Annotated in this window: 25 protein-coding genes; 17 read left to right on the forward strand and 8 right to left on the reverse strand. The window is 38.8% G+C overall.

Going from position 1 to position 23,741, the window contains the following annotated elements; translation table 11 throughout:
* Positions 1 to 3: 3 nt before the first annotated feature.
* The 8 genes from rpmA to rsfS all read left to right on the forward strand — a co-directional run bounded on the left by rpmA (position 4) and on the right by rsfS (position 6,232).
* Positions 4 to 261, forward strand: a complete 258-nt coding sequence (gene rpmA, locus CH364_RS07775; RefSeq protein WP_100742967.1) for a 50S ribosomal protein L27 — start codon at positions 4 to 6, stop codon at positions 259 to 261.
* Between the two features lie 76 nt (positions 262 to 337).
* On the forward strand, positions 338 to 1,363 hold the full coding sequence (gene obgE / locus CH364_RS07780) for a GTPase ObgE (protein ID WP_100742968.1): 1,026 nt from the start codon (positions 338 to 340) through the stop codon (positions 1,361 to 1,363).
* Entirely contained in the window at positions 1,350 to 2,216 is an 867-nt protein-coding gene (gene proB / locus CH364_RS07785) for a glutamate 5-kinase (RefSeq protein WP_100742969.1), read from the forward strand. The genes obgE and proB overlap by 14 nt, the downstream gene beginning before the upstream one ends.
* Before the next feature lie 3 nt (positions 2,217 to 2,219).
* A complete protein-coding gene (locus CH364_RS07790) occupies positions 2,220 to 3,485 on the forward strand; it encodes a glutamate-5-semialdehyde dehydrogenase (RefSeq protein WP_100742970.1) in 1,266 nt (421 codons plus the stop codon).
* 2 nt (positions 3,486 to 3,487) lie between these two features.
* The gene (gene nadD / locus CH364_RS07795; RefSeq protein WP_100742971.1) at positions 3,488 to 4,099 is read left to right on the forward strand and encodes a nicotinate (nicotinamide) nucleotide adenylyltransferase; all 612 of its coding nucleotides are present in this window, start codon (positions 3,488 to 3,490) and stop codon (positions 4,097 to 4,099) included.
* The gene (gene yqeK, locus CH364_RS07800; RefSeq protein ID WP_100742972.1) at positions 4,096 to 4,707 is read left to right on the forward strand and encodes a bis(5'-nucleosyl)-tetraphosphatase (symmetrical) YqeK; all 612 of its coding nucleotides are present in this window, start codon (positions 4,096 to 4,098) and stop codon (positions 4,705 to 4,707) included. The genes nadD and yqeK overlap by 4 nt, the downstream gene beginning before the upstream one ends.
* On the forward strand, positions 4,708 to 5,865 hold the full coding sequence (locus CH364_RS07805) for a LytR C-terminal domain-containing protein (protein ID WP_100742973.1): 1,158 nt from the start codon (positions 4,708 to 4,710) through the stop codon (positions 5,863 to 5,865). It begins immediately after the preceding gene.
* Position 5,866: 1 nt separating this feature from the next.
* A complete protein-coding gene (gene rsfS, locus CH364_RS07810) occupies positions 5,867 to 6,232 on the forward strand; it encodes a ribosome silencing factor (protein ID WP_100742974.1) in 366 nt (121 codons plus the stop codon).
* On the opposite strand, the gene CH364_RS07815 is transcribed toward rsfS, so the two are convergent.
* Positions 6,219 to 8,288 carry a thioredoxin domain-containing protein gene (locus CH364_RS07815; protein ID WP_100742975.1) on the reverse strand — a complete coding sequence of 690 codons (2,070 nt, stop codon included), beginning with the start codon at positions 8,286 to 8,288 and terminating at the stop codon, positions 6,219 to 6,221. The two genes, rsfS and CH364_RS07815, sit on opposite strands and share 14 nt — an antisense overlap.
* A 241-nt stretch (positions 8,289 to 8,529) precedes the next feature.
* Here CH364_RS07815 and CH364_RS07820 point away from each other — a divergent pair, with 241 nt between their 5' ends.
* The 3 genes from CH364_RS07820 (at position 8,530) to CH364_RS07830 (ending at position 12,100) form a co-directional block, all read left to right on the forward strand.
* Entirely contained in the window at positions 8,530 to 10,089 is a 1,560-nt protein-coding gene (locus CH364_RS07820; protein WP_100742976.1) for a TolC family protein, read from the forward strand.
* Entirely contained in the window at positions 10,086 to 11,267 is a 1,182-nt protein-coding gene (locus tag CH364_RS07825; protein ID WP_100742977.1) for a M20 metallopeptidase family protein, read from the forward strand. The genes CH364_RS07820 and CH364_RS07825 overlap by 4 nt, the downstream gene beginning before the upstream one ends.
* A gap of 74 nt (positions 11,268 to 11,341) precedes the next feature.
* Positions 11,342 to 12,100 carry an enoyl-CoA hydratase/isomerase family protein gene (locus CH364_RS07830; RefSeq protein WP_100742978.1) on the forward strand — a complete coding sequence of 253 codons (759 nt, stop codon included), beginning with the start codon at positions 11,342 to 11,344 and terminating at the stop codon, positions 12,098 to 12,100.
* Positions 12,101 to 12,118: 18 nt separating this feature from the next.
* Here CH364_RS07830 and CH364_RS07835 read toward each other — a convergent pair whose 3' ends face one another.
* Genes CH364_RS07835 through CH364_RS07850 form a run of 4 tightly spaced genes read right to left on the reverse strand, consistent with a single transcriptional unit; the run spans position 12,119 to position 16,085 of the window.
* The gene (locus CH364_RS07835) at positions 12,119 to 12,577 is read right to left on the reverse strand and encodes a MarR family winged helix-turn-helix transcriptional regulator (RefSeq protein ID WP_100742979.1); all 459 of its coding nucleotides are present in this window, start codon (positions 12,575 to 12,577) and stop codon (positions 12,119 to 12,121) included.
* 30 nt (positions 12,578 to 12,607) lie between these two features.
* A complete protein-coding gene (locus CH364_RS07840; protein ID WP_100742980.1) occupies positions 12,608 to 13,927 on the reverse strand; it encodes an aminopeptidase P N-terminal domain-containing protein in 1,320 nt (439 codons plus the stop codon).
* The gene (waaF, locus tag CH364_RS07845; RefSeq protein ID WP_100742981.1) at positions 13,924 to 14,985 is read right to left on the reverse strand and encodes a lipopolysaccharide heptosyltransferase II; all 1,062 of its coding nucleotides are present in this window, start codon (positions 14,983 to 14,985) and stop codon (positions 13,924 to 13,926) included. The genes CH364_RS07840 and waaF overlap by 4 nt, the downstream gene beginning before the upstream one ends.
* A complete protein-coding gene (locus tag CH364_RS07850) occupies positions 14,985 to 16,085 on the reverse strand; it encodes a thiolase family protein (RefSeq protein ID WP_100742982.1) in 1,101 nt (366 codons plus the stop codon). Before CH364_RS07850 ends, waaF begins: the two co-directional genes overlap by 1 nt.
* Before the next feature lie 78 nt (positions 16,086 to 16,163).
* Between CH364_RS07850 and bfr the strand changes: the two genes are divergently transcribed.
* Genes bfr through CH364_RS07870 form a run of 4 tightly spaced genes read left to right on the forward strand, consistent with a single transcriptional unit; the run spans position 16,164 to position 19,276 of the window.
* A complete protein-coding gene (gene bfr, locus CH364_RS07855; RefSeq protein ID WP_004789070.1) occupies positions 16,164 to 16,640 on the forward strand; it encodes a bacterioferritin in 477 nt (158 codons plus the stop codon).
* A gap of 26 nt (positions 16,641 to 16,666) precedes the next feature.
* Positions 16,667 to 17,770: a THUMP domain-containing class I SAM-dependent RNA methyltransferase gene (locus tag CH364_RS07860; protein WP_423790171.1), complete on the forward strand. Its 1,104-nt coding sequence runs from the start codon at positions 16,667 to 16,669 to the stop codon at positions 17,768 to 17,770.
* On the forward strand, positions 17,767 to 18,912 hold the full coding sequence (locus CH364_RS07865; RefSeq protein WP_100742984.1) for an acetylglutamate kinase: 1,146 nt from the start codon (positions 17,767 to 17,769) through the stop codon (positions 18,910 to 18,912). The genes CH364_RS07860 and CH364_RS07865 overlap by 4 nt, the downstream gene beginning before the upstream one ends.
* Before the next feature lie 10 nt (positions 18,913 to 18,922).
* A complete protein-coding gene (locus CH364_RS07870) occupies positions 18,923 to 19,276 on the forward strand; it encodes a DCC1-like thiol-disulfide oxidoreductase family protein (RefSeq protein ID WP_100742985.1) in 354 nt (117 codons plus the stop codon).
* Here the strand turns inward: CH364_RS07870 and CH364_RS07875 are convergent.
* Genes CH364_RS07875 through CH364_RS07885 form a run of 3 tightly spaced genes read right to left on the reverse strand, consistent with a single transcriptional unit; the run spans position 19,263 to position 22,134 of the window.
* The gene (locus tag CH364_RS07875; protein ID WP_100742986.1) at positions 19,263 to 19,940 is read right to left on the reverse strand and encodes an iron-containing redox enzyme family protein; all 678 of its coding nucleotides are present in this window, start codon (positions 19,938 to 19,940) and stop codon (positions 19,263 to 19,265) included. The two genes, CH364_RS07870 and CH364_RS07875, sit on opposite strands and share 14 nt — an antisense overlap.
* The gene (locus CH364_RS07880; protein WP_100742987.1) at positions 19,937 to 20,932 is read right to left on the reverse strand and encodes a D-alanine--D-alanine ligase family protein; all 996 of its coding nucleotides are present in this window, start codon (positions 20,930 to 20,932) and stop codon (positions 19,937 to 19,939) included. Before CH364_RS07880 ends, CH364_RS07875 begins: the two co-directional genes overlap by 4 nt.
* Entirely contained in the window at positions 20,929 to 22,134 is a 1,206-nt protein-coding gene (locus CH364_RS07885; protein ID WP_100742988.1) for a KamA family radical SAM protein, read from the reverse strand. Before CH364_RS07885 ends, CH364_RS07880 begins: the two co-directional genes overlap by 4 nt.
* 82 nt (positions 22,135 to 22,216) lie before the next feature.
* On the opposite strand from CH364_RS07885, the gene CH364_RS07890 reads away from it, so the two are divergent.
* Positions 22,217 to 22,861, forward strand: coding sequence for an HAD family hydrolase (locus CH364_RS07890; protein ID WP_243401288.1), 645 nt, complete (start codon positions 22,217 to 22,219; stop codon positions 22,859 to 22,861).
* Positions 22,862 to 22,895: 34 nt separating this feature from the next.
* Positions 22,896 to 23,714, forward strand: a complete 819-nt coding sequence (locus CH364_RS07895; RefSeq protein ID WP_100742990.1) for a GerMN domain-containing protein — start codon at positions 22,896 to 22,898, stop codon at positions 23,712 to 23,714.
* Positions 23,715 to 23,741: the final 27 nt, after the last annotated feature.

The raw sequence follows: 23,741 nt of genomic DNA on the forward strand, positions 1-23,741 counted from the left end.
ACAATGGCTACAAAGAAAGGTGGTGGATCCACAAAGAACGGTCGTGATTCGGTATCGAAAAGACTTGGTGTTAAAGTTTACGGTGGACAATTTGCCATTGCTGGTAATATCATTGTGCGCCAAAGAGGAACTGAATACAAACCGGGGAAAAACGTAGGAATTGGTCGTGACCATACTCTTTACGCACTTGTTGACGGTGTTGTGACTTTCGAACATGTAACTAGAGAAAGACAACAAATCTCCGTTTACCCGAAAGTGTAATCCTCTCATACATTTGAGAGGCAAAACCCGTTTTAGGATCTCCCTTAAACGGGTTTTTTTTTGACCAAAGGAAATTATGAGCGGATTTATCGACGAAGTACCCATTCAAATTCGAGCCGGACACGGAGGGGCAGGTTCTGTCCATTTCCATAAAGAGAAATTTGTCGAGTTTGGAGGACCGGATGGTGGTGACGGAGGCAAAGGTGGGGATGTCATTTTCCTTGCCGAAGGTAGGATGATGACTTTAGAAAACTACCTCCCCGACCGTATGTATGCAGCCCAAAACGGAGAACCTGGACTTGGTCAAAACCGAAATGGAAAAAATGGCGAAGATTTGATTCTTAAAGTTCCAGTAGGAACGCAAATCATTGATTCTGTGACCATGGAACTCATTTACGATTTCAACTACGACGGGGAAAGTTTTACCATAGCGACCGGCGGACGTGGTGGAAAAGGAAATACATTTTTTAAAACGTCAGTCCAACAAGCACCTAGATACAGCCAACCAGGGGAAGAAGGTGGTGAATTTTCTCTAATTTTAGAATTAAAGTTACTCGCAGATATAGGAATTGTTGGTTTACCTAATGCTGGTAAGTCGACCCTACTCGCCAAAATCACACATGCCCATCCAAAAATTGCAGGATATGCTTTTACCACTCTGTCACCTAATCTTGGTGTGGTGCATAGACACGAAGATTTATTTCGTTACACTGTAGCGGATATTCCCGGAATCATTGAAGGTGCGTCCAAAGGTGTAGGCCTTGGGATTAGTTTTTTAAAACACATCGAACGAGTGCAGGGGATTCTATTTTTATTCGATGGTGGAAATTTACAACTCGAGGAAGAATTAGAAATGTTAAGAAGTGAACTTGGGAACTACAACCAGTCTCTTCTGAATAAAAAATTCTTAATTGTCATTAACAAAATGGATATTTGGGATAACGATCCTACCTTTACCGAAGAGATCAAAAAGAATTATTCGAGCTTAGGGGAAATCATTTGTATTTCTGCTGATAAAGAATCCAATTTAGATTACTTACTGGAACGAATCGACAAAGTATTTTTTGAAGACAAAGCAAAGTTAGTTTATGAAAACACGTAAGGATTTTTTAGATTCCATAAAAAAAGCCAAACTGATTGTGATCAAAATCGGAAGTGCTCGTGTTTCCGGTGAAGAATCTAAAATTAATGATTTTTTGTACGATTTAGTCGGTGACATCCGAACACTCCGTGACCAAGGAAAGGAAGTGATTCTTGTTTCCTCTGGTGCCATAGCCCAAGGGAAAAAACTGCTGGTTGACCAAAGTGGGCCTATCTCTTTGCCTAACGGAAAAACCACATTGGCAGAAAAACAGGCGTTTGCTGCTATGGGCCAAAACAAACTTCTCAATCTTTACGAAAGTTTTTTTAGTCGAGTCAATATCCCAATTGCCCAAATTCTTTTTGGAAGAAAGGATTTGAATGAAGAAAAAAGTTTTACCAATTTAAAACAAACCTTTCGCCAACTACTCGATTGGGGAATTTTACCCATCGTAAATGAAAACGATTCTGTCTCCACAGAAGAAATCAATTTAGGTGATAACGATATTCTGTCAGCGATTGTTGCCTCCATTGTAGGGGCTGACCTACTTCTTATTCTCACTGGTGTGGATGGATTCTTAAAAGACCAATCTAAGATTGATTTATTCACTGAAATCACAAAGGAAACAGAAAAATTGGCAACGGGTCCTTCTGGACCTGGAACAGGCGGAATGTTTACTAAAATTAACGCCGCCAAACTTTTGTTACCATATGGTATCAAAACAGGAATTGTGAACGGTGAAAAAAAACATGCGATCGCTAAGTTTTTTGAATTAGAAAACTTTGGTACTTTGATTGCTGACTCCTCCTTATCACACCGAGTTCCCAATGCGTCCGAAATCCAAACTCATTTTTTTTCCTTACCTTCGGAGTGAACTATGGCAGATGAAAATGTAATTTATGCAAAAACCTTGGCCACCAAAGCAAAGTTAGCAAGTAGAGCTTTGAAAGGTCTTACCACTATAGAGAAAAACTCGGTATTGCGGCGGGTGGAAGAACTACTTTTAGAAAATGAATCCGCTATCATCGAGAAAAATAAACTAGATATGCAGAATGGAAAAGAGAAAGATCTGTCCTCTGCGATGATGGACCGCCTTCTCCTTGATTCCAAACGAATTCGAAACATGGCAAAAAGTATTGAGGAAATTCGAAATTTACCAGATCCAGTGGGTGAAGTGGTTCGTGGCACCATTCTGCCTAATGGATTGGAGCTTCTCACAAAACGTGTTCCGATTGGCGTGGTGATGACAATTTTTGAATCAAGGCCCAATGTGATCATTGATATTGCTTCGTTATCTTTCAAATCAGGGAATGCATGTATCCTTCGTGGTGGTTCAGAAGCCTTTCACTCCAATTTAATTCTCTCCTCATTATTCCACCAAGCAATTGAAGAAAAAAAACTACCAGGTGTGACAAAAGACGCTGTGACTTTTGTAGAGAATACAAATAGAGAGGCGATGCTTCCTTTTTTCCAATTGGATGATCTCATTGATGTGGTTGTCCCTCGCGGTGGAGAGGCCCTCATTCGTTTTGTTTCGGAAAATAGTAAAATTCCTGTCATCAAACATGACAAAGGTGTAACAAATTTATACCTATCAGACCAAGCAAATACGGAGATAGTGCTACCGATTCTGATCAATTCAAAAGTACAACGTCCTGGGGTTTGTAATGCTTTGGAAAACCTATTCATCCACAAAGATTATCCGAATATAAAGGATTTATTGGAAAATTTGGAATCAAATGGTGTCCAAATTCTTGGAGATGAATCTATTACCAATCTTTTCCCTTCCGCCAAACTGGCGTCAGAGGAAGACTTTTTTACAGAGTTTTTAGATACTAGGCTTAGCGTTCGGGTTGTATCCTCCGTATCGGAAGCAATGGAAAACATTCGAAAATACAGTTCTGGTCATACGGAATGTATTTTATCCGAAGATATTACAGAAATCCAAACCTTCCAAAAAGAACTAGATAGTGCTGCCATTTTTGTCAACTGTTCCACTCGGTTTCATGATGGTGGTGAGTATGGACTTGGAGCCGAGGTGGGAATATCCACAGGAAAACTCCATGTGCGTGGGCCTATGGGTCTCATCCACCTAACAACAACGACAACGTATGTAACAGGAAGTGGACAAGTCCGCGGCTAAACATGGAAGTTTTGTTTTTTGGAGGAAGTTTCAATCCCCCGCATTTGGGACATCGTCATGTCATTGAAACGATTTCCAAATCCTATCCTAAGGCCCTCCTATATATTTGTCCCAATTTTGTTTCGCCACTCAAAGAAGATGGAAAGGAATTTAGTGCAGAAGTTATTTGGAAACTTTGTATTACGGAATTCGAAGGTTTACTTTCAAAGAATGTGATTCTTTGGGATGAGGAAATCAAAAAACAAAACACAAGTTACACAATAGATAGTTTAAAAACGCTTCAGACACTTTATCCGCATTCGAAAATTTCTCTTGTTATCGGTGAAGACAATTTAGGTTCCTTTGACAAATGGAAATCCTATTTAGAAATTTTATCCATCACGGAAAAAATCATAGTCGTGAGGCGTAATACTCCCTACCCAAAAGATGTTCCCATCCCCATTGTTTTTCCACCTTCAAAAGTAAAAGTTTTATCAAATCCAGTTTTGCCGATCAGCAGTACTGAAATTCGACAGATCATTCAAGGGAACTTCAACACAGAATACCTTCTACCAAAAACAAAGGAATTAGTTTTGAAGTATCTAACCACAACTAATAAGGGTGGTTCTCTATGAATCAAAACCCAAAAGTTAATGTTTCTTTCGATGATTGGATTCTATTTTTTAGAGAAGAAGTTCCGAATCATGTAACGGAAACTCGGTTTGAACATATTTTACGTGTAGCCAACTATGCAGAATCACTGGCAAAAATCCATGGACATCCAAATCCAAAAAAAGCATACATCGCTGGACTTTGTCATGACATCACCAAACAGAAAAAAATGGATATCCATTTGGCACTCTTTACTGAATATTCTTTGGAGGTGGGCGGAATTCCGACCCAGGCTCTTCACGCCTATTCAGCACCTTTATGGTTAAAAAAAGAATATGGATTTTCGGATCCTGAGATTTCCGCTGCAATTTCTTCCCATACCTTAGGAAATTCTTCTCCAACCCTATTGGACAATATTCTGTATGCGGCAGATTTTTTAGGATCTGACTATGCTTTCCGCAGGGATGAACTGCCGCTCTGGGTGGAGAAAACTGAGGAAAATCTGAATTACGGTGTTTTTATGAAAGCCTCACAAACCATTTCCTTTCTTATGGAAAAAAAGGAAGTCATCCATCCTTTTACGTTTCAGACTTACAACCAATCGGCAAATTTGATTAAGGAAACCAAATAGATGTTACGTGAAGCTCCCAAAAAACAACCAATCCCAGCAAAAACTCTTCTCATTGCTGCAGGTTCTTTCTTTTTGATTGCCCTACTATTTTTAGTTTTCAGGTCCAAAGGTGGATTTTCTTTAGATCAAAAGTTTTCCCAAAGCAAACGGCTCCCCATCCTCTTTTCGGTATTAGGGGAAAAAGATGAATATTTATTTTCACTTTATGCGGAATTTTATCCAAGTGAAAAAAAAGCTGCACTTTTCTTTGTAAATCCAAAAACCAGTTTTGATGATGGAGATAAATCACTCAAAGAAAGAGGGAGTTCTGCACCTTCTTATGTGGAATCTGTTTTAGAAGATACTTTAGATTCAAACATTCCATTTAAAATCGTTTGGACAAAACAACAATTTCAAAATTGGATCAATTTACTTGGTGGCCTCAATTTATTTTTTGAACCAAAATCACTTCATATAACCAAAAACTATGCAAGAAACAAACAGACTTATGTTCTAGATGGGGAGGATTGTTTTGATTGGATGAGTTCTCTTGCCGATGAATCAATGATATCGTATATCCGTAGACTGGAGATCCAAGAAACAATCATTTTAACAATCCTTGAAGCCATACATGAAAAAAAGGACTTATTAGGAAAACAAAGAGTCACTTACTTACATAGCCAGATGACAACGAATCTTTCTGCCAAAGAATGGGAAACTTTGATGGATTTTCTGAAAAAAGAAAAAATTCATTTTGGAGTTTCTGAAGTTCCGGGAGAACCGATTGCTCGACCGAAACAGAAAGATGAAATCCTAAAAGCAAATGAAGAAACGGTTAAAGTTGCCTTTCATAAATTTGCAGGTGAACTCAAATCCCTATCATTTAGCGAAGGAGAAAGAGCAAGGATCGAAGTCTTAAATGGAACCCCAAAAAATGGGCTTGCCAGATACGGGAAGGTGCTTCTGAATGATAAGGGTCTGAAAGTTCTCTCCGTTGACAATGCCTGGGATTCTAGTTTTAAATCCAGTATCATCTTAAACCGCTCCGGAAACACACAGTACACTGATCTCATCTCCGATACCTTCCAAGGTCGAAGGGTTTACTTCGCACTAAGAAAAGATTTGGGACTTGATGCCACTGTGATCCTCGGAGAAGATTTTCAAAATTCCAAGGACTAAAATGCCGAATATCAGCGCCGAGACATTAGAACATCTCAAAAAAATCAAACAGACGTTAATTGACAAAAAATGTGAAAATATCCAATTTTTGGATCTTAAAGATGTCCATAGTTATTTATCCTTATTCGTACTCGCCACCGTCAAAACCGAAACCCAAGGTCGGTCTTGTGCAAAAGACATCGATAAATACATGAAACCATTAAAACTCGCCGTCAAAAGACAAAACCTCGCCGATCTTCCAAAAGATGCGACGGGTTGGATTCTTTTGGATTACGGCGAAATCTGTGTTCATATCATGACAGACGAAATGAGAACCTATTATTCGTTAGATCGTCTTTGGGGTGATGCCACTCCTATTGTTGTATAAGAATCAGAGCTTCTTCCAGATTGTCCTTAGGCAATTCACAAGAAAAATTCCGACAGACATAGAATAAAATTCCAGACCCAGCCCCTCTTCCTTTCAGGAGTTCCAATTCTGGAGCAAGAGACTTTGCCTTCGATTCTTCAATGACAAGCCAAACTAAATTAGGAATTTTTAAGGATGCTAATTTTTTGCGAATTGTCTCCACTTCTGTAGGCTCCTTATCTTTATAAACCACAAGGACTTCCTTTGACGGATATTGGAATTTTTGAAAGGCAGAAATCATTGATGGATAACTAAGTGAATTTTGTGAGAGTTCAGGAAGAAAATAAGAAAAAATAGCATTTGCCTTCGTTTCTAAATGATTTCCTCTATATCCAAAAGAATGCAAAAGATAAAACAAATGTAAGATGGTAGAATTACCTGAAGGTTCTACTCCATCATAACCTTCAATGGTTCTGACGATCAAATCTTCGTTCCCGTGATAGGATTCGTAAAAAGGACCTACTTTGGATTCAAAATTGGAAAAAACATATTCCAAAGATTTTTTTCCTTTTTCGTAAGCAAACATATCTTCATCCAATTGAAAGAGTTTGAAAGAAACCCAAATGAATTCTGTGTAATCGGGTAAGGTTCCAAAGTATTTGGCTTCGGTATCCCGAAACCTTCTACGGACGGATCCATCTTCACTCACTAATCTTTCTATGATAAACTGATAGATTCTTTTAGCATCAGTTAAAAACTCAGGTTCGCCTGACACTTCATATGCTGACAATAGAGCTCGGATCCATAGACAATTCCATGAAGTAAGTACCTTGTCATCCCGAAGTGGACGAATTCTTTTGTTTCTTTGGATGAGTAATTTGTCTTTTGCTTCAGAGAGTTGTTTCAAAAAATCAGGTTTGAATTGGATTCCTTCTGCATAAGGATTTTTTCCCTTCCAATACACATTTAAGATGTTCTGATGTTCAAAATTTCCCTCTTCGGTAACATTCCAAAATCCTTGGATTTCTTCTGACGCCACCAGAGATAAAAATTCGGTTTGGTTCCATATGTAAAATTTTCCCTCTTCTCCTTCGGAATCCGCATCTTCGGCACTAGCAATTCCACCAGATTCTAAGGTCATATCACGCCTGATATAATTGACAATTTCCCTGATTACTTCCAAAAAGAATGGTTCCCCAGTGGCTTTATACAATAAAGAAAGCGCTTCGACATAAAGAGAATTATCATACAACATTTTTTCAAAATGAGGAACAAGCCATTCGTGGTCTGTCGCATAACGGCAAATCCCACCACCGACTTGGTCATAAATCCCACCGAACTTCATAGCAAAGGCGGTGTTAAAGGCCATTTCTAAGGCCCGAGGGTCTTTTTTGAGTAAATAAAATTCCGTAAGGAAACTAAGTGCCATACTCGGAGGAAATTTATTAACTGAATTTGTTTTGAATCCAAAAAATACTTTATCGTACACTTGGAGGTAACGTTCAAAGTTTTTATCGATGATGTCTTTTGCTGGAACTGTTCCTTCATTAGGTCTTGTTTCGTTATCACGTAAATACTGTGTCAAATCCGAAGCAGCTGTGACGAGTTCCTCTCTTTGGTTCTTCCATGCCTCGGATACCAAACGGAGAACTTCTTTGAAACTGCGTTTTCCGTAGCGATTTTCGGGAGGAAAGTATGTTCCTCCAAGGATCGGTTCCTTTGTAGGGGTAAGAAACATATTTAAGGGCCAGCCACCTTGGGTTCCCATGGCGTGCAAAGCATCCATATAAATTTTATCAATGTCTGGACGTTCTTCCCTGTCTAACTTGATGCATACAAAATCACGGTTTAAAACTTCCGCTGTGGAATCATCTTCAAAGGATTCCCGTTCCATTACATGGCACCAGTGACAAGTCGAATACCCAATGGACAAAAGAATGATTTTATCTTCTTTTTTAGCCTTTTCGAAGGCTTCTGTTCCCCAGGGAAACCAATCTACGGGATTGTGTGCATGTTGTAACAGATAAGGACTTTTTTCATGAACCAAACGATTCGGTTTTTTCGACAGATTTGCCACAATGTTCTCCCAGAAACTAAGGTTTCTTCACGTAGCTTTTTACATTTTAGGTTGCTTGACAAGATTGATTTTTTCATCTTGTTTCTGTAAGGGGTTTAAGAAGTTTCCATTGAAAAGTCACAATATTTCTACCCCGTATTTTTTTGTAAGTCCTCGAAAGTTGACCAGCTGGTTAATATCTTTTAGTCTTCTGAGTTTCCCCATTTTTGCGGAATCAGACTTTGAAGAGGACGTAAAACGTATGCAGCTTTCCCAGTGGGAAAACGGCAATACCATTCCTGAATCACTCCAATCAGGAAATGGTCCCAAAAAACTACGACTCAGTATTTCCCAAGCCATCGAACAGGTTATTGAGAACAATACGATTGTTCAAAATGCCAAGTTGGAAATTGTCAAAGCAGACAGTCCCGAATGGAAAAATGATTCCAAATACTCGTGGAAAGCACTGGCGAGTATCCAGTCTTCCAAACAACTCTTCCCGAGTAACAGAAACAACATCTTCGCGGGAACAATACGTTCTCAGGATAAAATCTCTGCAGGAATTGAAAAACAATTCAAAACAGGGACCTATTTCAAAACGGAAATCAGCACCATTCGTTATGACGTAAACGCTTTTGAAGATCCAAACTCACAAAGTGGATTTGGAAGTTTATTAGCTGCACCACCAATGTATACAGGTGCTCTTTCTGTAACTTTGTCTCAAGAGTTACTCAAATACGGATTTGGTAAAAATGAAGAAGATAAAACAAAACTTCTAAAAAATCAAACCTTACTTGTTCGCGAAAACTATATCAATATTTTAACCCAACTAGTAGTAAAGATTCTAGTGGATTATTGGTCACTGAGCATCGTGGATTCTCGAATCGCCACGTACGAAAAAGTTTCCAAGAACACAGAAGAAATCAGACGCCTTACTTTACGAAAAACTGGACTTGGTCTTTCAGAAGGTTTCGAAGTCAACCAGTGGAACCAAGCTTTTTTAAGAACACAATCCCTTTTAGAAAAAGCAAAAGTAGACCGAATTGAAGCGGAAAGAAACTTAGTTCGAATTCTAAACGTAGACACTGGATCATCGATCGAAGGGGTAACTGATTTAAGTGAAACATTACCAACAGGGATCAATCTGAAAGCTGATAAAGAATATGCTCTTTCTAGAAGGACAGATTATCTTATTTTAAAGCGAGAAAGAGAAATAGCAAAACTTGCATTAAATACAGCACTTGCAGAAGATGACCCGTCTTTACTTGCTACTTTTTCTTATAGTTCGATTGGACAGAATTTCATTTCTCCTCAGGAAAATTTCATTGCACGCCAAAGAGGAATCACTTCGTTCAATCACCCACAGATCCTTGCTGAATTAAAAATGTCTTATCCACTTTGGGATTTAGGTATCAAAGCAGGGATTCGAGATGCAGAGACAAATCTGAAAGTCAACGAAATGAAGATCCAAAATCTGGAACAGGAAATTTCACAAGAAATTGACAATCGTTACGAAGCAGTAGTATCGAGCCATGCACTTCTAAAAGATTTAATAAAATCCAGAAAGGAAACAGAAATCTTTTATAATGGATTGATTGAACGATTTCGCCAAGGACGTTATACCGCAGTGAACGTCAAAAATGCCTTGGATAGTTTAGCAAATGTGGAACTAGCTGTGACACAGGCAAAGATTAATTTTAATATCAATTTGGTACGTTACGAGTTGGCCAAAAATTCTTTATTTGAGAAATATGGACTCGATCTCTACTCTATCTTAGAGGAAGTCGAAAAAAGAGCCAAACTAGAAACTGACAAATTATGAAAGTTTTCCCTTCAGAGAGAAAAGAAGAAATGGTTCGTTATAGGCGAACCTTTCACCAATTCCCAGAGCTTAAATATGAAGAAAAAGAAACTGCTTCTTTTGTGAAGGCACATTTGGAATCCCTAGGGTTCCAAGTCGAATCAGAAATTGCAGAAACAGGGCTTGTGGCATTATTTGATTCAGGGATTCCTGGAAAAACCATTCTTGTCAGAGCCGATATGGATGCCCTTCCTATCTACGAAGAAAATCACCACGAATACAAAAGTAAAAATCCCGGTAAGATGCATGCTTGTGGTCATGATGGGCATACAAGCATTCTTATGGCTCTTTCCTCTGAGCTAAAATCTAATTTCTCTGCATTTGTTCCCAAAGGTCGGGTTCTTCTTTGTTTCCAACCAGCAGAAGAAGGTGGTTCTGGTGCAGACCGAATGATTGCGTCAGGAATTTTAGACCGGTATAAAGTAGATTCTGTTTTTGCCCTTCATGTTTGGAACCATATTGATCTTGGATCCGTGGGTGTTGTCAATGGAACCATGATGGCATCTGTAGATGAATTTAAAATCACTGTCAAAGGAACTTCCGGACACGGTGCAATTCCTCAACACACTGTGGATCCGATTGTTGTGGGTTCTCATCTGGTCACTGCATTGCAGACCTTAGTGTCTAGAAACGTGGATCCTTTGGAACCTTGTGTAGTGACGGTAGGGTCCTTCCATTCGGGAAATGCATTTAATGTCATCCCTGAAACTGCAACCCTACACGGAACCGTAAGAACTTATTCCAAATCAGTTTATGAAATGATTCCGAAACGTATGGAATCTCTCGTGAACCAAGTGGCATCTGGTTTTGGTGCCACAATTGAATTTGAATACAACCGTATTGACAAACCGACTATCAATGATCCTGCGATGGCAGACATAGTGAGAGTGGCAGCAAAAAAAGTTCTCGGAGAAGACTGTCTCACAGAAGAAAACACAAGAACCATGGGAGGGGAAGATTTTTCGGCTTTCCTTATGGAACGACCAGGTTGTTACTTTTTTATTGGATCCCGTAACGAAGCAAAAGGTTTTGTTCATTCCCACCACAGTTCATTTTTTGATTTCGACGAAGATGCCCTACCTATAGGTCTTTCCGTAATGAAAGAAGTCATCAAAACCTACCTTTTAAATTCTGATTAAATTAAAATAAATCTTGCCTGTTTTTACGCCCATTCCATTAGTTAGACATCTAACCATTTTTCTAGAGGAATTATATGATTTCATTTGAACAAATAGACGGAATCGGTTTTATCCGATTAAGTATCAACGACAAGAACAGTTTTTCTAGTGAATCGTTTTTGGAATTAAAAAAAGTGATCCAAACCGCAAAGGAATCCAATTCCAAAGCCATTGTATTAAAGAGTGAATCAGCAGGAAGTTTTTCACTGGGTTTAGACCTGACTACTGTCAGTACAATGGATCTTACTAAAGATTTGGCACCCTTCTTAAATTTGTTCTATGACAACTTAAAGAATCTATTTACACTTCCTGTTCCTACCATTGCGGAAATTTCAGGACATGCTTTGGGTTACGGTGCAATGTTAGCACTTGTTTGTGATTACCGTTATGCTACGGAAGACATTCGATTTGGATTGCCTGAAGTTAAAATTGGAATCCAAGTTCCTTCCTTTATTTATGCCCTACTTGGGGAAGCTGTGGGGTATGATGCTGCAAAACGCCATGTCCTTCTTGGAGATGCTTTTAAAGCAAAAGAAATGCCAAATTTATTTGAAGAAATTGCTGGAACAGAAGAAGATTTAAAGAAAAAATCCAAATCTCTCCAAACAAAATTAAAGAAAAATTCTTTGTCGGCAATGAAGGATACGAAATTAGGAATTTTGAATGTACAAAGAAACATTTTAGCACTGATTGAAAGCGACATCGAAGCTACCATCCAAAGCATCCAATCTAAAGATGCACAAGAAGGAATTTCAGCTTCCGTTCAAGTGAGAAGACCTGTTTTTACTTCTTAATCGGAAACGAAAATTGTTTTAAGTTTCTCTTTTTTTCCGAATGTGTTTGTAAATCACCTCGAGGATAGGATACAAAATATCCTCGTTTTCTTTTGAAATTCCCCATGTTTGTAACGAAAGAAGTTTAGCAGAGATAGTCACAATTTTCTTTCGTATTTTTTTTCCATCCTTTGATAAGAGGAGAGCCCACTCCCTTCCATCACTCGGGGAAGGATTTCGTTCCACAAGTCCTTCTTTGACCAATCTGTTTACAAGAACCGTACAAGTGGGTTTCGTTTTTTCGATAGTTTTGGCAATTTGTGTCATATTGATTGGGACGGTACTTCGCAAAAGAAAGGTTAGTATTTCAAAATGAGAAGTGGTAAGACCCGGATAACCTAACTTTTCCATTTCCAACCTGACAATTTCTGCAATTTCTGAACTGATTCGATCGAAATATCTTACGGAACGAAATCGTTTAGGAAGTTCTCTACTCATGAAATGTCGATAAACTTAAAGTGAAACTCATTAGGCCTTTAAAGCCTCAATTTCAGAAATTTCTTTGGGAATGGATTCGGTTAAATTGATTGGATTTTTTCCTTTAATAAGAATATCATCCTCGATACGAATTCCAATCCCCCGAAATTCCTTCGGAATGGATTCATCCGTTGGATCAAAATAGAGTCCAGGTTCAACTGTCACCACCTGACCATCTTTAAGTGGTCGTGACTTTCCATCCAAAAAATACCTTCCTACATCATGAACATCCATCCCAAGATAATGGCCTGTTCGGTGCATGTAAAATTTGCGGTATGTTCCCTTCTCTATGATCTCTTCTAAACTTCCCTTTAAAAATCCCATTTCTCGTAGACAATCGCTTAGGAATTTTACTGTTTTTTCATGTACTTCATTGAAAGGAGTTCCTGAAATAGAATTTCGGATGGCATTTTTTTGTGCATACAAAACAATTTCATAAATAGTTTTTTGAGCTTCTGTGAATTTTTTGCCAACAGGGAACACACGTGTGACATCTGCAGTATAATAGTTCCACTCTGCGCCTGAATCCACAAGAACCAAATCACCATCTTTTAATACATCATCATTACTGACATAGTGAAGGATACAGGCATTTTTTCCGGAAGCAACAATATGACCATAACCTCCGCCAATGGATCCGTACTTTAAATACTCATGATCGAGTAAAGCTTCCAATTCGTATTCATACATACCTGGACGACTTTCTCGCATAATTCGCATATGGCCTAGTTTTGTAACTTCCGCTGCATTTTTTAAAATTGATATTTCTTCTTTTGATTTTATGAGTCTTTCCTCATGTAAAAAATTGGGATGTTCAATGCGATGAGGTCCAAATTTTCCTTCTCGTGCTCTCTCAGAAAGATTTCTACATTCAGTGATGAGCTCTCGATCTCGGTCAGGATTTTCTCCGAAAAAATAATACAAGGTATGATTTCCAATGAGAATGGCTGGCCTTTCTTTTTCCCAGTCACCTAGGTCATAAGAAAAATCCAAACCTAACATAGATTTAATTTTTTCTTTTCCGAGTCGGATTCCGGTCCAAATTTCTTTTTCTTTATCTTTGGGCAAACAAAACATTCCTGTTGCCTCTTTCGTAATCACTAAGATAGAATCTTCTTCCGTAATTCCTGTGAGATAATAGAAGTCAGAGTTTTGACGAAACTTATATTCTACATCGCGGTTTCTAATTTTATGGTTTGCTGCAAAAAGTAAAAAGATTTCACCTAACTTTAATTTTTTCTGAATGTTCGTGATCCGACTTCGGTATAACTTAGAATTGTATTCTCTTGTTTTTTGATTTGGTAATTTCATACTTTAATGATTTCCTCAAGTGCCTCAAAGATGCGGACAGGATTTTGGTCCATCATACAACGGAAATGTCCTTCTGGGCAAATCCTTCCGCCATGGATTCCGCAAGGCCTACAATTTAGACCCTGAACTTCCATAATTTTATGTCGATCCGAAAGACTTCCATAACCAAAAGCGGGGATGGTTGCTCCATAAAGCATCACAGTGGGAGTATTGAATGCAGAAGCAAAATGAATGGGACTGGAATCGTTGGAGATAATGGCACTGGCATTTTGGATCCAAACCATTAATTCTTTTAAATTAGTTTTCCCTACTAGAGAAAGCAATCGATCCCTTTCTCGCAGTTCAAGTGGTTCTGTTTTCATTAACCTTACTATTGTATTTTCAATTTCTAAATCAGCCTTACTTCCAATTAAAATTACTGTTTCTTTTCTTTTGCGGAGGATCTGAGTGATGACACTGACAAATTTTTCTTCAGGCATCCGCTTTGTTTCCCAAAGGGATGAAGGGGCAATTAAAATATAACCTTCGTCATTAGAAAGAATCTCTTTCTTTTTGGTAAAAAAAGAATCTTCTTCTGGTTGTCCCGGAAATAAATATGGTCGTCTTTCTCTTCCTTTAGGAAAATCATATTCATCAAATAAAAGGGAAAAAAGTTTTTCAACTTCATGCGGACCCTGTTTGGGCCTTTGCACAACTTTTGTATGTAAAAATGAAAAACCAGATTCTTTATAACCAATACGTATAGGTGCCCGTGTGAGATAAGAAAGCAAACTTGAGCGAAAGGAAAAATGAGCCGAATAAACTTTGTGAAACGATTCTTTTTTTAACAAACCAGAAAAATGCCAAAATGCGAATGGATTTTTTTTGATCCTCTTTTTGTTTAGTGACCAAACTTTAGTTATATCAGGATTATTCTCTAAAACAGACTCTGTACCTGCATTCACAAGCACATGGATTTCTGCTCCTGGGTGTTCCGTTTTTACTGCATGGAAAAACGAAGTGGATAGGATCAGGTCACCTAAAAAGGCAGTTTGGATGATTAATATTTTTTCGGGCATCAGTCTCTTTCTAGTATCGACACAAAGTTGTTTGTAGCAAGTCCACCTATACTTTGCGCTACTGCCAACCGCTTTTCCGGCCATTCCTCAAAGAACCGGCATAGTTCGACAATTTGTGCAAGGCCCGATGCTCCCACAGGATGCCCTCTTGATTTGAGTCCCCCTGATGAATTAATCGGGATTTTTCCTTTTGGATGGGTCAGACCAGCCTTTACTTGAAATAGTGCTTCTCCCCGTTTGAAAAAGCCAGCATCTTCTGCTCCTACCAGTTCAAAAGGTGTGAACGCATCATGTAATTCTGCAAAATCGATATCACCTGGACCAACACCTGCTTCGGCATACGCTTTTTCAAAGGCGATCCGATTGGCAAAAAAGCTGGGATCCGCGGATGAGAGAAATGGGGCAGTTCCAAAACCCATTCCTTTCACTGCAATGGCACTTGGGTTTTTGGAAAGAATGAGGGCTGCCGATCCATCCGACAAAGGTGAAATATCATACAAACCTAATGGACTTGCGATCTTCGTTTGGTTTTGATATTCTTCAAAGGTTAAGTTTTTTTGAATATGAGCTTTTGGATTTTTAAGTCCGTTATCATGTAATTTTTTTGAAATGGCAAAAAGATCTTCTTCTTTGTATCCATAATCATTTAAGTACTTCCTTGTTATCATGGCACCACCTTGGGCCATCGACATTCCGAGTGCCTTTTGTGTATTAGAAAGTACAGAACCTAACAAAAGATTACTTTCTTCCCTGTTGAGTTGACTCATTAGTTCGGTTGCAACAACAAGTCCGTGATCAAATCTTCCACTTTGAATTAAATTTACTCCCAATTGGAAAGCAGAGGCACCAGAAGAAGATGCCGTTTCCATCCTTACGGAATACACATCTCTAATTCCAAGTAAACTTGGAAGTTTAGCGGAGAGGTGGTATTCTTTATTATAAGAATCAGGCGAAAAACTAGCGTAAATGATGAACTGAATTTTGTGAGATTGAAACTCATGTACAGATTGTTTTGCGGTCGCAAAGGATAATTCAAGTTGTGATCCTTTGTGTTTGCCGAATACACTCAATGATGGATTGTGAATGTAAACTTTCTTCATTAGAATATAGTTTAGGCTTGCCTATTCTATGAAAACCAATTATCTTTCCAATTGAAGAGAGAAAATGAGGCTACCCATATGAAGGGAAAAAAAGAAGTAATCGACATTTTAGCGGAAGTTCTAGCGGCTGAACTCACAGCCATCAATCAGTATTTTATTCATGCAAAAGTCTGTAAAAACTGGGGGTATTTGGAACTTGCGGAATACCTCAGAAAAGAGTCCATTGAAGAAATGAAACATGCAGATGAAATCATTGAAAGAATTCTCTTTTTTGATGGAACTCCAGACTTGCAAAAATATCTAAAAATCAATGTAGGCCAAACAGTACCTGAGATGTTGGACCATGATTTACAACTAGAATACAACGCTGTCGAACGTCTCAACCGCGGAATCGATATTTGTGTGGCCGCAAAAGACAACGGAACTCGCGAACTCTTTGAAAAAATCTTAGTTTCCGAAGAAGAACATATCGATTGGATTGAAACACAAAAATCCATCATTGATTCCATCAGCCTTCCTAACTACTTGGCACAAAAATTAGGAGACTCGGAATAAAACCTACTCACCCCACTTACCATGCCATTTGCGGAGAAGGTCTTTCTTCGCTTTTGGAATCTGAATTAAAGTCACACCATCTCAAAATAAACAGTTCGAATCGAGGTGGAGTTTTTTTCTCTGGAAAAAAAGAAGATGTGATTCAGTTTGCCATTCATACTAAATTTGCTTCTCGAATCAACTTACAGTTATTACATGAAAATGCGGAAACGTACGATGAGTTCTACACCAAAGCAAACGAACTTCCTTGGGAAAAATACATTGGCCCAGATGTTAGTTTTCGAATTGATGCAGAAACAAAAGACAAATTAAAAAACTCAGAATTCACAATGCATCGAATGAAAGATGCAGTCCTCGATCGTTTACGAAGTAAAAAAATACCTCTTCCTGAAATTGAAAAACGGATGGCGGACATCACCATAGTGGTTCGCTCCCATACCGATAAGTTTAGCATTGAACTTTCTCTCTCAGGAGATCCGGTGGGAAGACGTGGGTATAGACTTTTTGCAGGAAACGCTCCAGTTAGAGAACCCATTGCACAAGCCATGTTAGAAATATCTGGTTGGAAAGAAGGAAATACTTTAGTAGATCCTATGTGTGGCTCAGGTACCATCCTCATTGAAGCGGCACTCCGGGAACGATTGTATGGAGAAATCAATCGATTTCTATTTGCAGAATCTCCCGTCTTCCAAATTTTATTTCCTACCTATGTATTTTCTGAAAGGAAGATGGAAAAACCAAACGCCCCTCACCTTTTTGGATTTGATGTGGATCCTGAAGCAGTTCGGATCGCAAAAGAAAATGCTTATGAAGCAGGTGTCGAAGACTTTGTAACGTTTGCAGTGGGAAACTGTTTAGAACTAAAAAACAATTTCGGAACCCAAGGCCATTTGGTCACAAATCCACCGTATGGGGATCGGATTGGAAAACCAATGGAAGATCTAAAAGAAATGTACTTTCAATTTGGAAAGGTCATCAAAAATGAATTTGGTGGTTGGAAGTTTACAGTCCTTAGCGGTGATTTTTCCCTTCTTGGAAAATTTGGTCTGAAAGAAAATGCACATTTAAGTTTGAAACATGCAAACCTCAAGGCAAAGATTGTGGATTACGAAATCCGTGGGGGGAAATGAATTCCAAAGACGTACTCAGCCGAGTCTTTGAAATCACTAGAGATCCAAGAGATGGGCTTCTTTTCTTAAAGGAATTCCAATCGCTTTCTCCTGAGTCGTTTGCGATCCTTTACGCAGACTCAGAAACTATTTTTAATAGTTCGGAAGCCTTGTTTTCAGACTTAAAACTTCTCTACCAACTGGATCTTTTTCCTTTTGTTATTTTAGAAGTAGACAGTTTTCAATATTTAAAAGTTTTTTTCCCACTCGAACAAACGAATATCGAAGGAGAAAGAAGTCTTGGTTTTTCTTACCAAGTCGTAGATCGTAATCTTCCACTCAAAGAAGAAGTCACAAATATCATTCGTCAAAAAAAAATTCCCATTTTACTTTGGGAGGATGAATCGGAAAAACTTTCAGCTCTGATTGATAGATGTCGTTCTATCCTACATTCTTCAAAAGTCATTTATGTATCTATTGATGGGCCACTCAAAGATCCAAATACAAACAAGGTAAAATCTATTTTACAAAGTGATTCTAGGTTAACCTTACCAGAGGGAACGGCTTTATCAAGATCACAGGATGAATTCATCCAACTTTCTGAAGATCTATTGTCAAAAATTGAAGACCCGAAATTTAGTATTGTGATTACTTCCCCATTCACCCTACTCACGGAACTTTTCACAGTGAAAGGGAGTGGAACTCTTGTTAAACGAAAAAATAAGATTAGAGTATGTCACACCCCAGAAGAAGTAGATATGCCGAGAGTTTTCCAGCTCATTGAAGAATCTTTTGGAAAACCTTTAAAACCGGAATTTTACAAAACTAAATTTGACGTTCTGTTTTTGGAAGAGTCTTATCGGGCCTGCGCTTGGATGCAGAAAACAGAACACGGGTTTTTACTTTCTAAGTTTGCTGTCAACGGAGTGGCAAGAGGAGCCGGTGTTGGTCGCGATATCTGGGACCAAATTTTAGAACATTGTAGGCCTCTTTTTTGGCGCAGTAAACCGGATAATAATATCAACAAATGGTATATGTCTGTGGCACAAGGAATCGAGAAGGATGAAAGTTGGTATTATTATTGGCTGGGTCTCTCCCAATTCCTCATTCCTGATACCATCCAAACCCTAAAATCACAACCCGAAGATTTTTTTCCAAAATAAAACCAGTCAGATGCAATCACAAAATGCAGTATTAGTTTACGATGGGAATTGTGGGTTTTGCACCCGCCTTGCTAAATCCATTCGCGAAAAAACAAAAGACAAGGTTGCCATCGTATCTTTTCATAAGCTTACCGACAGTGAGCTTCACTCAATTCACAAACAACTAAGTAAAGAATTGTGTGCGGGCGAAGTCCAACTCATTGAATCAGGAGTTCGTTATCCAGGATTTTTTGCGGTAAGGCAGCTCATTTGGAAAATGGACAAATACAAATACTTTAGTTTCCTTTTGTATTTGCCCCTCATCCCGTTTTTCGGAATGGGAATTCTGTTTTTATTGAAACGATATAGAACTAAACTTTCGTAAGGCGTTCTTTGTCCAAACGGGAAAGTCCCGTGTAAAAATCTTCACGAGCCGTTAAGGCAAGTAAATTGCCCTCTATTACTTGTTTTTTAGATTCTTCGGACTTTGCTGTTTCTTCAATGAGTTCAAACATACGTTGGCTATGTCCTTCATCCGCATCCAAATTGACTTGGAAAAATTTTCCTTCCGGCAATGTCATTTCGGTTTTTAGTTTTTTGTATGCCTCGGAAATTTGTGAATATTCTAGTTTTAATAGATATTCATTTGCAGGTCCCAGGGCTCCAAGACCATAAAAAAATCCTTTTCCAATAATGGATTCCATTTTATCTAAATAAGTTTTTGTTTCAGGCAATAACTGATGGTTCACAAAATCAAAATTTAGTTTTGTTAAAAATTCAATTAAGATGGATACATGGGTGTCGGCAATTTTACCTTCACCGAGTTCTCCCCAAATATTTTCTACAAGAACTATCTTTGCATTTTGGTCTCTCGTTTTTGCTGCCACTAACAAAAACCAATCCACAAATCCAATGGATACAAAGTATTCTTGGCTTAGCCATAAAATTAAGTCATTAAAACTCATGGAAACATTTCGTTCTAACAACCACTGCGACCGGAGGACAGGATGAGTTTCTACATCCTTTTTTAAAGTTTCAACAATATTCATAGGTTTCTATCCTTTGCGTATTTGTAACGATGATGATGTTGGAATTCTAAAAAACCCAATTCCAAACAATGGTTTAGGAGTTCAGAGTAAGACCTTCCACTTTTTTCCCATAACAAAGGCAATGTGGAATAGATTGATGAAAAACCAGGTGTTGCATTGACTTCTAATAAAAAAGGAAAATCATTTTCCATTTTAAAATCGATGCGAATGTAACCTGAACTTTCTAGGATGTTTGCAATTTGTAATGCATAAGTTTGGAGTGAGTTTGATAATTCTACTGGTACTAAAAAATCTAAGGATTCCACAAAACTTTCTTTGGATTTGACTAAATCACTATAAACGAATCCAGGATAATCAACAAAGGCAGGGACTGTGGCCATGTAACTCCCTTTGTTTCCGATTACACCGATCGTAAGTTCCCTTCCTGAAAGATAAGATTCCACAAGGAGTGGATTGTATTTATTAAGCAGATTCGGTATTAACTCTTCCCAATCTGACGTTGTTTGGATCAAATTTTTTTCTCCAATCCCAAGACTCGAACCTTCTCCGTTCGGTTTGACAAATATGGGAAAAGGTCCTGGTGGTTTTTGTTTCCAGTCATCCACAAGCCAAAAATTTGCGGTGGGAATTCCGAAGGATTTTAAAAACAATTTGGTTTTGTATTTATCTAAGGTGAGAGTTTGTACGGCAGCGGAACTCCCAGTATGTGGAATTGCCAAATATTCGCATAACGCTGGTATATAAGCCTCTCTGTTAGGAGACTGGTATCCTTCCACAAGATTCCAAACCATCCAACGACTTCTCTCTCCAACGGGAATGTTACAAAGAACTGAAGTTATCTCAGTCGGATTTGATAAAACAGCTACGTCATAACCCAAACCTTGGATGGTAGTTTCCATTTTTTGGATTGTCTCTTCGGATTCCCATTCCTTCGAAAGTTCGGGAGTGTTTGGATCATACACATCACAAGCAAGGATGACAGTGCGTTTCATAATCCCAGTTTCTCCAAGTCCGCATCACTCAAAACAGGATAATAGGATTCTTTATTGGAATCTACAGGTTCAAAAGATAAATGGATTTTTTTTGTGACTGCTGAACGGAAAACATGTTGGCGAGTTTTGGGAATATAACCCAAATACCAGTTAGGTGCGATAGTGATTTTACCACCGCCGCCAGGAAGGTCGTTTACAAATTGAGGAATTCCCATCCCTCCTATTTTACCCCGCATGTATTCTATAATTTCAATCCCACGTGCCAGAGGCGTCCGAAAACCTCTAGAGCCTGGAATGAGTTCCGGGTCATAAAGGTAATAAGCACGGACACGCATTTCCAAAAGTTTTTTATGAAGGTTAAGCATAGTCTCTTCATCATCATTGATCCCTTTCAAAAGAACGGATTGGTTGCCCACAGAAACTCCCGCTTTTAACAATCGGAGGATGGATTCTTTTGCTTCTGTTGTACATTCTTTGGGATGGTTGAACTGTGTATTACAAAATATTGATAACCTATCATTATTATAAGTTTCTATGATTTTGCATAAAGACTCTGTGATGCGAAATGGCAAAGTCACTGGATTTCTTGTTCCCAATCTACAAATTTTTACATGAGGGATCGAATTTAATTCCGTAAGGATCCATTCTAGTCTTGAATCTGCTAAGTTTAGTGGATCTCCACCGCTAATGACTACGTCTTCTATTTCCGTATGGTTTCGAATGTATTCAAATGCCTTTTCCAAATCCCCTTTTTCCATTCTTTCTTCACTCGAGGAAACCTTTCGACCACGCATACAATGACGGCAATACACACTACAAGAATGGTTGGAAAATAAAAGCACCCGATTGGGATACATATGCGTAAGTCCACGAACAGGACTTAGTCGTTCCTCATCCAAAGGGTCGGCACTTTCTTCCGAGGAAAGAACGGCTTCTTCGGATCTAGGGACAATCATTTTTCGAATGGGACAATTGGGATCATCTGGACTCGACAAGGAAAGATAATAAGGGGTGGTGGAAACATGCAAACGAATGGTTTCCTTAATTCCTGTGATTTCTGATTCGGTGAGAACAAAATACTGAGATAGGTCTTCTCCTTTCACACGATTTTGTAACTGCGAGGTATGATCCGTCCAATTTGTCCGGGAATACAACTCTTCGCGCGCCCGAAGAACTTCTGATAAACTGCTTTGCACGAGCATAACTTCCAATTCCTTACTTGCCAAGAGACCGCCAAATTCTTTTCTGGTGGTAATGCAAGAAAACCGCCTGGGGGAAATCCGCATGGTCGCCTTCGATGTTGATGGGACCTTATTTTCCTCAGAATCCATAATCTTTAAGACCTATGTGCAGGCAATCGAAGAGTTTGCACAAAAGACGGGAAAAATCACGTCTTTACCCAGCCACGACCAGATTATGAATGAAATTGGTAAGCCGGTTCGCACTATATTTAAAAACTTATTACCGGAACTTCCTGAATCTGAACGAGACCAAATTTCAGGTAGGGTTCTAGACCTTCTCTGTGACTCCATCCGAAGCGGTGGCGGAGACTTTTATGCGGGTGTTGGTTCTACCATCCATTATCTCAAAGAAAAAGGATACACCATCACTTGTGCCTCCAATGGAAGAAAAGCCTATATTGAAACCGTCTTGGATACAGCAGGCGTTTTACAATACTTTGAACCTATCGTTGTCATCAACCAAGACACCATTCATACTAAGGGCGAAATCCTCGCTGAATATGTACGCAAATACAATTTAGAACCAAATGCCATTGCTATGATTGGAGATAGACACAGCGATTGGGAAGCAGCCAGAGAGAATGGATGTCCTTTTGGTTTTTGTACCTACGGACACGGGCTACCAGGCGAAATACCTGATTTCGATTGGAAATTCGATGATTTACCCACTTTAAAAGAATTTTTTTAAATTCGAAACTCTTAGCTTTTCCGACATTGATACTGTGGCGGTACACCCCCAAATCCAAGAAGACAAATGGAAATCGTTACGCTATTTAATTGGCGGGATTTTTCTTGTACTTGTTCTTATTGAGAAGTCCATGGGATTTGATCCGAAAGCCACAGGAAGTTTCCTTCCCAAACAGGGTTTTCGAAATATAGGAAAGTCCCTGGACAAGTCAAAATTTGCAGAACCCTCAGATCCATTTGCCAAAGAAACTTGGGAAGACGATTTGAACTGGGAAGAAGAAGTTCTGACCCAAACCTTCCCCGATTCTGATCCAAAACAAAAACAACGTCCCAAACTAATTGATGATACCATTCCGGAAATCACCCTTCCTGAAGATCGGTTTCCGGGCGCCGGCAAACGCCTGCAAGCGGATGCTGGTTACTTATCTGTTTATTTTTTAAAATTTTACGGAACAGGAAAGAACAGCCAGTCCCAGCTGGTAAAACTTTCTCGGGAATTTCCTGGTGGAGATCCCATTTCATTTTTATTCCAAGAACTCGCCAAAGGTCCAAATCCAGAGGAAAAAGGAAAAGGGGTTTTGTCCGCATTGTCCAAAAAAATCCGTATGGAACCTAACTACCGATTGGAAAATGGAATCCTTCATCTTTCCCTTTCCGATGACATAGGTTACGGAGGAAGTATGGAAATTTTAAAAGACCGATTGGATCAACTCTCCTTTACAATGGTTGGAAATTTTGGAATCAAAGGAGTCATTCTATATTCGAATGGTGAAAGAATCCGGACCTTAGGAAGTGATGGACTGACCATTCCGGATGTTCTTGCCAAATCCCAACGAAAGGTAATCATTTTCTAATTCAGGAAATGGTTTACAGATCTTAGT

This window comes from Leptospira harrisiae (genome assembly GCF_002811945.1).
Taxonomy (GTDB): Bacteria; Spirochaetota; Leptospiria; order Leptospirales; family Leptospiraceae; genus Leptospira_A; species Leptospira_A harrisiae.

What these genes read in the sequence shown, in the direction of transcription:
- rpmA (WP_100742967.1), top strand. Translation starts at nt 4, where the DNA reads ATGGCTACAAAGAAAGGTGGTGGATCCACAAAGAACGGTCGTGATTCG.
- obgE (WP_100742968.1), top strand. Translation starts at nt 338, where the DNA reads ATGAGCGGATTTATCGACGAAGTACCCATTCAAATTCGAGCCGGACAC.
- proB (WP_100742969.1), top strand. Translation starts at nt 1,350, where the DNA reads ATGAAAACACGTAAGGATTTTTTAGATTCCATAAAAAAAGCCAAACTG.
- CH364_RS07790 (WP_100742970.1), top strand. Translation starts at nt 2,220, where the DNA reads ATGGCAGATGAAAATGTAATTTATGCAAAAACCTTGGCCACCAAAGCA.
- nadD (WP_100742971.1), top strand. Translation starts at nt 3,488, where the DNA reads ATGGAAGTTTTGTTTTTTGGAGGAAGTTTCAATCCCCCGCATTTGGGA.
- yqeK (WP_100742972.1), top strand. Translation starts at nt 4,096, where the DNA reads ATGAATCAAAACCCAAAAGTTAATGTTTCTTTCGATGATTGGATTCTA.
- CH364_RS07805 (WP_100742973.1), top strand. Translation starts at nt 4,708, where the DNA reads ATGTTACGTGAAGCTCCCAAAAAACAACCAATCCCAGCAAAAACTCTT.
- rsfS (WP_100742974.1), top strand. Translation starts at nt 5,867, where the DNA reads ATGCCGAATATCAGCGCCGAGACATTAGAACATCTCAAAAAAATCAAA.
- CH364_RS07820 (WP_100742976.1), top strand. Translation starts at nt 8,530, where the DNA reads ATGCAGCTTTCCCAGTGGGAAAACGGCAATACCATTCCTGAATCACTC.
- CH364_RS07825 (WP_100742977.1), top strand. Translation starts at nt 10,086, where the DNA reads ATGAAAGTTTTCCCTTCAGAGAGAAAAGAAGAAATGGTTCGTTATAGG.
- CH364_RS07830 (WP_100742978.1), top strand. Translation starts at nt 11,342, where the DNA reads ATGATTTCATTTGAACAAATAGACGGAATCGGTTTTATCCGATTAAGT.
- CH364_RS07835 (WP_100742979.1), bottom strand. Translation starts at nt 12,577, where the DNA reads ATGAGTAGAGAACTTCCTAAACGATTTCGTTCCGTAAGATATTTCGAT.
- CH364_RS07840 (WP_100742980.1), bottom strand. Translation starts at nt 13,927, where the DNA reads ATGAAATTACCAAATCAAAAAACAAGAGAATACAATTCTAAGTTATAC.
- waaF (WP_100742981.1), bottom strand. Translation starts at nt 14,985, where the DNA reads ATGCCCGAAAAAATATTAATCATCCAAACTGCCTTTTTAGGTGACCTG.
- CH364_RS07850 (WP_100742982.1), bottom strand. Translation starts at nt 16,085, where the DNA reads ATGAAGAAAGTTTACATTCACAATCCATCATTGAGTGTATTCGGCAAA.
- bfr (WP_004789070.1), top strand. Translation starts at nt 16,164, where the DNA reads ATGAAGGGAAAAAAAGAAGTAATCGACATTTTAGCGGAAGTTCTAGCG.
- CH364_RS07865 (WP_100742984.1), top strand. Translation starts at nt 17,767, where the DNA reads ATGAATTCCAAAGACGTACTCAGCCGAGTCTTTGAAATCACTAGAGAT.
- CH364_RS07870 (WP_100742985.1), top strand. Translation starts at nt 18,923, where the DNA reads ATGCAATCACAAAATGCAGTATTAGTTTACGATGGGAATTGTGGGTTT.
- CH364_RS07875 (WP_100742986.1), bottom strand. Translation starts at nt 19,940, where the DNA reads ATGAATATTGTTGAAACTTTAAAAAAGGATGTAGAAACTCATCCTGTC.
- CH364_RS07880 (WP_100742987.1), bottom strand. Translation starts at nt 20,932, where the DNA reads ATGAAACGCACTGTCATCCTTGCTTGTGATGTGTATGATCCAAACACT.
- CH364_RS07885 (WP_100742988.1), bottom strand. Translation starts at nt 22,134, where the DNA reads ATGCTCGTGCAAAGCAGTTTATCAGAAGTTCTTCGGGCGCGCGAAGAG.
- CH364_RS07890 (WP_243401288.1), top strand. Translation starts at nt 22,217, where the DNA reads ATGGTCGCCTTCGATGTTGATGGGACCTTATTTTCCTCAGAATCCATA.